Source organism: Bradyrhizobium sp. WSM4872, assembly GCF_055811715.1.
Genome location: NZ_JBVVPT010000058.1, coordinates 1 through 8467, shown reverse-complemented (window position 1 = coordinate 8467; position 8467 = coordinate 1). Strand labels below are relative to the sequence as shown.

General features: G+C 65.8%; 8 protein-coding genes. All 8 read left to right on the top strand.

Annotated features, from left to right (window positions below):
• The first annotated feature begins 25 nt into the window (after positions 1-25).
• The 8 genes from folP (at position 26) to AC0L3C_RS35960 (ending at position 8285) form a co-directional block, all read left to right on the top strand.
• Positions 26-886 carry a dihydropteroate synthase gene (folP, locus tag AC0L3C_RS35995; protein ID WP_473277722.1) on the top strand — a complete coding sequence of 287 codons (861 nt, stop codon included), beginning with the start codon at positions 26-28 and terminating at the stop codon, positions 884-886.
• Entirely contained in the window at positions 883-1251 is a 369-nt protein-coding gene (gene folB, locus AC0L3C_RS35990; RefSeq protein ID WP_473263110.1) for a dihydroneopterin aldolase, read from the top strand. Before folP ends, folB begins: the two co-directional genes overlap by 4 nt.
• 1 nt (position 1252) lies before the next feature.
• A complete protein-coding gene (folK, locus tag AC0L3C_RS35985) occupies positions 1253-1744 on the top strand; it encodes a 2-amino-4-hydroxy-6-hydroxymethyldihydropteridine diphosphokinase (RefSeq protein WP_473263109.1) in 492 nt (163 codons plus the stop codon).
• Positions 1745-1825: 81 nt separating this feature from the next.
• A complete protein-coding gene (locus tag AC0L3C_RS35980; protein WP_473277720.1) occupies positions 1826-3697 on the top strand; it encodes a methylmalonyl-CoA mutase family protein in 1872 nt (623 codons plus the stop codon).
• Positions 3694-4158, top strand: coding sequence for a GFA family protein (locus AC0L3C_RS35975; protein ID WP_473277719.1), 465 nt, complete (start codon positions 3694-3696; stop codon positions 4156-4158). Before AC0L3C_RS35980 ends, AC0L3C_RS35975 begins: the two co-directional genes overlap by 4 nt.
• Positions 4159-4182: 24 nt before the next feature.
• Positions 4183-6339, top strand: a complete 2157-nt coding sequence (gene scpA / locus AC0L3C_RS35970; protein ID WP_473410388.1) for a methylmalonyl-CoA mutase — start codon at positions 4183-4185, stop codon at positions 6337-6339.
• 53 nt (positions 6340-6392) lie between these two features.
• A complete protein-coding gene (locus tag AC0L3C_RS35965) occupies positions 6393-7163 on the top strand; it encodes an RsiV family protein (protein WP_473410387.1) in 771 nt (256 codons plus the stop codon).
• Between the two features lie 129 nt (positions 7164-7292).
• Entirely contained in the window at positions 7293-8285 is a 993-nt protein-coding gene (locus AC0L3C_RS35960; protein ID WP_473410386.1) for a tripartite tricarboxylate transporter substrate binding protein, read from the top strand.
• Positions 8286-8467 lie beyond the last annotated feature (182 nt).

Genomic DNA, 8467 nt, shown 5'->3' with positions numbered 1-8467 from the left:
CTCCCCGACCGCTAAAGCGGGCCGCATGAATGCCTCGCCCTCCCCATCCGTCCCGGCGGCCGGTTCAGTCGGGCTTGACGTGCTGCGGACGCTGCTGGAGCGGCCGATCCCGGCGGTGATGGGCGTGCTCAACGTCACCCCGGATTCATTCTCCGACGGCGGCGACTTCATCGCGCCCGAGCAGGCGCTCGCGCGGGCACGGGCGATGATCGAGGCCGGGGTCGACATCATCGACATCGGTGCCGAGTCCACCCGGCCCTACAAGGGCGCCCGGCCGGTCACGGCGGAAGATGAGCTGGCGCGGCTGCGGCCGGTGCTACCGGGCATCGTGGCGCTCGGCGTCCCGGTCTCGATCGACAGCATGAAGGCGGAGGTGGTGGCCTTCGCGCTCGACCAGGGCGTTGCCATCGCCAACGACGTCTGGGGCCTGCAACGGGACGCCGACATGGCGCCGCTGGTCGCCGCGAGAGGCGTCCCCGTCATCGTCATGCACAACCGCGACAGCGTCGATCCCGCGATCGATATCATCGTGGACATGAAAGCGTTTTTCCTGCGCTCGCTGGACATCGCAGCGAAAGCCGGCATCGCCCGCGACAAGATCGTGCTCGATCCCGGCATCGGCTTCGGCAAGACGGCCGAACAGAGCATGATCGCGCTGGCGCGCCTGGGCGAGCTGGAGGTGTTCGGCCTGCCGATCCTGGTTGGTGCCTCGCGAAAACGCTTCATCGCCTCGGTGTCGCCGTCGGAGCCGACAGAGCGGCTCGCCGGGTCGATCGCCGCGCATCTGATCGCCGCACAGCGCGGCGCGAAAATCATCCGGACCCACGACGTCGCCGAGACCTTGCAGGCCCTGCGAGTGGCGCACGCAATCGAGAGCAAGCCATGACCGATACGATCTTCGTGAGCGGCCTGTCGATCCATGCCCGCCACGGCGTGATGGAGCACGAGACCGAGGTCGGCCAACGTTTTGTCATCGACCTCGAGCTTTATACCGACCTGTCGGAGCCTTCGCGGTCCGACCGCCTCTCCGACACCGTGTCCTACGCCGACGTCGTGGCGACCACCACCGCGGCCTTCAAGAACACCAATTACAAGCTGCTGGAGCGCGCGGCCGGCGCGGTCGCCGACGCAATCCTGTCGCACTTTCCGCGCATCCGTGCGGTCAAGATCACCGTGCACAAGCCGCATGCGCCGATCGCCGCGATCTTCGACGACGTCGGAATCATGCTGACGCGCTCGCGGCACCCCTGACATGGCGAGCGTCCTGATTGCGGTCGGCGGCAATGTCGGCGATGTCCGCGCGACCTTCCAGAAGGCGATCGCCCATATCTGCGGCATGGCGCAGGCTGCGTTGATCGCGCGCTCGTCGGACTATGCGACGCCGCCCTGGGGCGACGAGGACCAGGCTCCCTTCATCAACGCCTGCATCGAGATCGAGACCAGCCTCGATCCGCATGCGCTGCTCTTCGTGATGCAGAAGGTCGAGCAGAAATTCGGTCGCACGCGCGATAAAGAGCGGCGCTGGGGCCCGCGCACGCTCGATCTCGACATGATCGCCTATGACGACGTGTCGATGCAGAAACCCGACCTGACCCTGCCGCATCCGCGCCTGTTCGAGCGCGCCTTTGTGCTGGTGCCGCTGGCCGAGATCGCGCCCGAGCGCGTGATCGCAGGCGTTCGCGTCCGTGACGGTCTCGCCAGCGTCTCGACACAAGGCATTGAGCGGCTTCCGGATACCGGTTAACCAAAAACAACCGTTTGCAGGGACGGCCGGCCGTGGCAATTTCGCCTGCGAACAACAAGATTTTCGGGAGCCCCTCGCCGCATGACCTCCGCGACTGACGACCTGCCGCTGGCGGCGGATTTTCCCAAGGCGACCGTCGACGACTGGCGCAAGCTGGTCGATGGCGTGCTGAAGGGCGCGCCGTTCGAGAAGCTGGTCGGCAAGACCTATGACGGCATCAGGATTGATCCGCTCTATCCGCGCGCCAAAGGCGTTGCGCCCGTGGTGGGGCGGCCGGCGGCGGCGCCCTGGCAGATCATGCAGCGGATCGACCAACCCGATGCAAGTGCGGCGAACGCGCAGGCACTGACCGATCTCGAAAATGGCGCGACGGGTCTGGCGCTGGTGTTCGCCGGCGGCAATGCCGCTCACGGTTTGGGGCTGGAACCGACCGCAGACGCAGTCGCAAAGATTTTGAAGGATATCCATCTCGATGCCGGCATCGGGCTGGAGCTCGAGATCGGTCCCCAATCGCGGATGGCGGCGATCCACGTCGCGGAATATGTGAAGAGCAACGGCATCGATCCCGCGGCCTGCGACATCCGCTTCGGGCTCGACCCGCTCGCGGCCGCCGCGGTGTGGGGCCATAGCCCCTATACCTGGGACGAGATCGTTCCGGCCATCACTGGCGGCATCAAGGGCCTCGCCGCGCTCGGCTTCAAGGGTCCCTTTGCCTCGGCCGACGGACGCGTGATCCACGATGCCGGTGGCTCGGAGGTGCAGGAGCTCGCCTTCGCGCTCGCCTGCGGCGTCGCCTATTTGCGCGCGATCGAGGGCGCGGGCGTTCCGCTGGAGCAGGCGCAGGGCATGGTCTATGCGCGGCTTGCCGCGGATGCAGATCAGTTCCTCACCATGGCAAAATTCCGCGCCTTGCGGCTGCTGTGGGCGCGTATCGAGACGGCGTGCGGGCTCACGCCAAGACCACTGTTCATCGCCGCCGATACCGCCTGGCGCATGCTGACGCAGCGCGATCCCTATGTGAACATGCTGCGCGCGACCATGGCGACGTTTGCGGCCGGACTTGCCGGCGCCAACGCGATCACCGTGCTGCCGCATACGCTGGCGCTCGGCCTGCCCGATCCGTTCGCGCGGCGCGTGGCGCGCAATACGCAGCTCGTGCTGCTGGAAGAGAGCAATCTCGCCAAGGTCAGCGATCCCGCGGCAGGCGCAGGCGGCATCGAGACGCTGACCGGCCAGCTCTGCGACGCGGCCTGGGCGCTATTCCAGGAGAGCGAGAAAGCCGGCGGCGCCTTCGCTGCGCTTCAGCAGGGCCTGTTCCAGAGCAAGGTCGCGGCCGCGCGAAAAGCCCGCCACGCCAACATCGCAAAACGCCGCGACGTGCTGACCGGCGCCAGCGAATTTCCGAACCTGCACGAGAACGAGACGACGGTGCTGAAGGCGACCCCGATCGCGCTGGCGCCTTATGGCGAGCAAAAATACAAGTTCGACGCACTGCCGCCGATCCGGCTGGCGGAACCGTTCGAGGCGCTGCGGGACAAATCCGATGCGGCCTTGAAGGCCCACGGCGCGCGGCCGAAAGTGTTCTTGGCCAATCTCGGCACGCCCGCCGATTTCACGGCGCGCGCGACCTTTGCCAAAAGCTTGTTCGAGACCGGCGGCATCCAGGCCGTCGATAGCGAGGGCTTCGCCGATCCGGCCCAGTTGGCTGCCGCCTTCAAGGCCTCCGGCGCCGGGCTCGCCTGCCTTTGTTCCAGCGACAAGGTGTATGCGGAACACGCCGAAGCTGCGGCGCAGGCCCTGCAAACCGCCGGGGCGCGACTTATCTATCTGGCAGGCCGCCCGACCGATGCAGAGGCGGCGCTGCGTACAGCCGGCGTCACCGGCTTCGTCTTTGCCGGTGGCGATGCGCTTGCGACGCTGCAAGACATTTATCGACGGATGGAGCAGCCATGACGGAAGCAGGCAAACCCGTTCTCACCGGCGGCTGCCAATGCGGGGCAGTGCGCTTCGGAGTCATGACGGCGCCGAACAGGATTTCGATCTGCCACTGCCGGATGTGCCAAAAGGCCAGCGGGGCGCCGTTCGCCTCTTTTGCCGACATCAACACGACGGACTTTGCCTGGACCAAGGGGCAGCCGTCGTTCTTCCGCTCCTCCTCCATCGCCGAGCGCGGCTATTGCGCCGCCTGCGGCACGCCGTTGAGCTTCGGCCGCATCGACGGCGACCGCATCGAGATCATGACCGGCGCGTTCGACCGTCCTGACCACGTGGTGCCGACACGGCAGTTCGGCACCGAGTCCCGCCTCGGCTGGGTGGTCGGGATCGCCAATCTTCCAAGCCAGACCACACAGCAGAATTACGGGCCGGAAAAGATGGCGACCATCGTCAGCCATCAGCATCCGGACCATGATTGAGGCGCCTATGATATGGTTGAAACCATGAGCCGCATTCCTGATTTCGCAGACATCGCCTTCGAGCGCACCACGAGCGCCGCGCCATCAGGCAGCGCCGAGCCGTGGCTGACGCCCGAGGGTATTCTGGTGAAGCCCGCTTATAGCGAGGCCGACCTGGCCGGGCTCGACTTCCTCGAGACCTATCCGGGCATCGCGCCTTATCTGCGCGGCCCCTACCCGACCATGTATGTCAACCAGCCCTGGACTGTGCGGCAATATGCCGGCTTCTCCACGGCGGAGGACTCCAACGCATTCTATCGCCGCAATCTCGCGGCCGGACAGAAGGGCCTTTCGGTCGCATTCGACCTCGCCACCCATCGCGGTTATGACAGCGATCATCCGCGCGTCGGCGGCGATGTCGGCATGGCCGGCGTTGCCATCGATTCCATCTACGACATGCGCACGCTGTTTGCGGGCATTCCGCTCGACCAGATGAGCGTGTCCATGACCATGAACGGCGCGGTGCTGCCGATCCTCGCGCTCTACGTTGCGGCTGCCGAGGAACAGGGCGTGCCGCCGGAGAAGCTCTCAGGGACCATTCAGAACGACATTCTGAAAGAGTTCATGGTGCGCAACACCTACATCTATCCGCCCGCGCCTTCGATGCGGATCATCTCGGACATCTTCGCCTACACCTCGCAGAAGATGCCGAAATACAATTCGATCTCGATCTCCGGCTATCACATGCAGGAGGCTGGGGCGACGCAGGACCTCGAGCTCGCCTATACGCTGGCCGACGGCGTCGAATATCTTCGCGCCGGCCTTGCGGCGGGCCTCGACGTCGACCGCTTCGCGCCGCGGCTGTCGTTCTTCTGGGCGACCGGGATGAACTTCTTCATGGAAGTCGCCAAGATGCGCGCCGCGCGGCTGCTTTGGGCGAAGCTGCTGAAGCCTTTCAATCCGAAGGATCCGCGCTCGCTGTCACTGCGCACCCATTGCCAGACCTCCGGCTGGTCGCTGACCGCGCAGGACGTCTTCAACAACGTGATGCGCACGACTGTGGAAGCGATGGCGGCGACGCAGGGTCACACCCAGTCGCTGCACACCAACGCGCTCGACGAGGCGCTGGCGCTGCCGACCGATTTCTCCGCGCGCATTGCCCGCAACACGCAGCTCTTCCTGCAGCAGGAGAGCGGCACCACCCGCATCATCGACCCCTGGGGCGGCTCGTATTATGTCGAGCGTCTCACGCGCGACCTCGCCGCCAAAGCCTGGAGCCACATCCAGGAGGTCGAGGAGCTCGGCGGCATGGCCAAGGCGATCGAGGCTGGCGTACCAAAGCTGCGCATCGAGGAAGCCTCGGCCAAGACCCAGGCGCGCATCGATGCCGGCAAGCAGGCGGTGATCGGCGTCAACAAATACAAGTCGACCGACGAAGCTCCGATCGACATCCTCAAGGTCGACAATACCAATGTCCGCCGGCTTCAGATCGACAAGCTGACGCGGCTGAAATCCGAACGCAACCAGAAGGACGTCGAGGCCGCGCTCGCGGCGCTGACGCGCTCGGCCGGCGAAGGCAACGGCAATCTGCTGGCGCTCGCCATCGACGCTGCGCGCGCGAAGGCAACCGTCGGCGAGATCTCGGACGCGATGGAGAAGGTGTTCGGCCGGCACCGTGCCGAGATCAAGTCCATCACCGGCGTCTACAAGCGGGAGGCGTCCAGCATGGGTAACCGGGTCGAGAAGGTTCAGGCGCTGATCGACGCCTTCGAGGAGGCGGAAGGCCGCCGTCCGCGCATCCTGGTCGCAAAAATCGGCCAGGACGGTCACGACCGCGGCCAGAAGGTGATCGCGTCCGCCTTCGCCGATATCGGCTTCGACGTCGACATCGGGCCGCTTTTCGCGACCGCCGACGAAGCCGCGCGCCAAGCGGTCGAGAACGACGTCCACATCCTCGGCGTCTCCTCGCTCGCCGCCGCCCATCTCACCGCCGTGCCGGAGCTGAAGGCCGCGCTGAAGAAGCAGGGCCGCGACGACATCATGATCATCGTCGGCGGCGTGGTGCCGCCACAGGATTACGACGCGCTCTACGCGGCCGGCGCCGAAGCCATCTTCCCGCCGGGCACGGTGATCGCGGACGCGGCCGAGGAGCTGATCCGCAAGCTGAACGCCCGGCTCGGGCATAGCGAGGCGGCGGAGTAGGTCGCCATCGACCTTCGAAAGGACAGTGCGTGATATTTTCCGCGCCAGCGTTCATGCGCGCGCTAGCTGTGGTCGCAGCCTGCAGCGCGTCGTTGGCTACCGCGCATGCCTCCGATCGCAAGCCCGACGCGGTCATCAAGACCAAGAGCATCGAAGCCCGCGTCTTCCTCGACGACAAGGTCAAGGTCGATGCGGCGCTGGCGGCCGACTGCCTGACTGAAGGCAGGAAATGGCTCGACAAGAACGCGGCTGAAGCCGCCGCCTCGCGCAAAGAGGATCCGCAATTCTTCAGGGATGGCGGCTGGGACTTTGAGCGCAAATATGCGATCCGCTCCGTCGTCGCCGACCGCTATGTCAGCATTCTCCGCAAGGACTACATGGACACCCACGGCGCCCATCCCAACTCCGACGTGAACACGGTCCTGTGGGACAAGGCGGAGAACAAGCGCATCTCCATCCGCCCGTTCTTCACCGAGACCGCCGACAACGGCCCGGCCATGAAGGCAATGGTGAAGGCGGTGATCGCATCGTTGAAGATCGAGAAGAAGAAGCGCGATACGAGCGAGACCGCCACCGACGAATGGTTCAAGAGCGTGGAGCCGAACCTGCTCAAGATCGGCGCGGTGACGCTCGCGCCGTCAACCGACGCGGGCAAGAGTTCCGGGCTCACCTTCCACTACCCGCCCTACGCAGTCGGCCCCTACGCCGAGGGCGAATATGTCGCATTCGTGCCGTGGGAAACGCTGAAGCCGTATCTCACCGCGGAAGGCACCCGCATTTTCGGTGGCGCGCGGCCGAAGAGCGACGCGGACGAACCGCAGTGATCGTGTTGAGCGGCGACAGGTTGCTCGCAGAGCGCTGGTTGCGCTGCCTTGCAGCCGCGCTGCAAAGCCGACTAGAATGTCGCCATTGACAAGAGCGCCCGAAATCATGGGCGCCGCTGGGAGGCATTCATGTCCAAGATTACGCGCCGCAGCTTTGCGGCCTCTTCCGCTGCGGTTGCAGCGTCGGCCGCATTCGGCCTCACACCCGCACTTGCGCAAGCCTATCCGGCGCGGCCCGTCACCGTGATCGTGCCCTGGGGCGCGGGCGGCGGCACCGACGCGACTGCGCGCATTGTCGCAGCACTTCTGGAGAAGGATCTCGGCCGGCCCTTCAACGTGGTCAATCGCACCGGCGGCTCCGGCGTCGTCGGCCATACCGCGATCGCGACCGCGCAGCCCGATGGCTACACCATCGGCATGCTCACCGTCGAAATCTCGATGATGCATTGGCAAGGGCTGACCGAGCTGGCGCCGAAGAGCTACACCCCGCTGGCACTGATGAACGAAGATCCCCCGGGCGTCCAGGTCTCCTCCTCCTCGCCCTACAAGACGGTGAAGGAACTCGCGGAAGCCATCAAGGCCGCCCCTCCCGGCAAGTTCAAGGCCTCTGGCACCGGCCAGGGCGGCATCTGGCACCTCGCGCTGGTCGGCTGGATGCAGGCGATGGGCCTGCCCGCCAACCAGGTCGCCTGGGTGCCGTCGAACGGCGCCGCACCCGCGATGCAGGACCTCGCCGCCGGCGGCCTCGACCTCACCACCTGTTCGGTGCCGGAAGCCCGCGCCATCATCGAGGCCGGCAAGGCCAGGAGCCTTGCCATCATGGCGCCTGCGCGCAATCCAATCTTCAAGGACGTGCCGACGCTGAAGGAGGCGATGGGCATCGACTACGCGACCGGCGCCTGGCGCGGCATCGGTGCGCCGAAGAACCTGCCGCCGGAGATCGCAACGAAGCTCACCGCGGCGCTGAAGAAGGTCTACGACTCCGCCGAGTTCAAGGACTTCATGGGTAATCGCGGCTTCGGCACCGTGTGGGGCGATGCCGGCCAGTTCGCAAGCTTCATGGACAAGGGGGACGCCCAGATGGGCGAAGCGATGAAGGCGGCGGGTTTGAGCAAGGCGTGATCTCCTGCGACTCTCACGCGAAGCGATAGTTGATTGAAGTGGCCGGTCCGCACGCTCAGTTCACCTCGCCCCGCTTGCGGGGAGAGGTCGGAATGCGCGCGAAGCGCGGATTCCGGGTGAGGGGGACTCTCCGCGAATCCAACTTTCACCTCCCCCGCGGAGAGCCCCCCTCACCCGGAATC

What these genes read in the sequence shown, in the direction of transcription:
- folP (WP_473277722.1), top strand. Translation starts at nt 26, where the DNA reads ATGAATGCCTCGCCCTCCCCATCCGTCCCGGCGGCCGGTTCAGTCGGG.
- folB (WP_473263110.1), top strand. Translation starts at nt 883, where the DNA reads ATGACCGATACGATCTTCGTGAGCGGCCTGTCGATCCATGCCCGCCAC.
- folK (WP_473263109.1), top strand. Translation starts at nt 1,253, where the DNA reads ATGGCGAGCGTCCTGATTGCGGTCGGCGGCAATGTCGGCGATGTCCGC.
- AC0L3C_RS35980 (WP_473277720.1), top strand. Translation starts at nt 1,826, where the DNA reads ATGACCTCCGCGACTGACGACCTGCCGCTGGCGGCGGATTTTCCCAAG.
- AC0L3C_RS35975 (WP_473277719.1), top strand. Translation starts at nt 3,694, where the DNA reads ATGACGGAAGCAGGCAAACCCGTTCTCACCGGCGGCTGCCAATGCGGG.
- scpA (WP_473410388.1), top strand. Translation starts at nt 4,183, where the DNA reads ATGAGCCGCATTCCTGATTTCGCAGACATCGCCTTCGAGCGCACCACG.
- AC0L3C_RS35965 (WP_473410387.1), top strand. Translation starts at nt 6,393, where the DNA reads ATGCGCGCGCTAGCTGTGGTCGCAGCCTGCAGCGCGTCGTTGGCTACC.
- AC0L3C_RS35960 (WP_473410386.1), top strand. Translation starts at nt 7,293, where the DNA reads ATGTCCAAGATTACGCGCCGCAGCTTTGCGGCCTCTTCCGCTGCGGTT.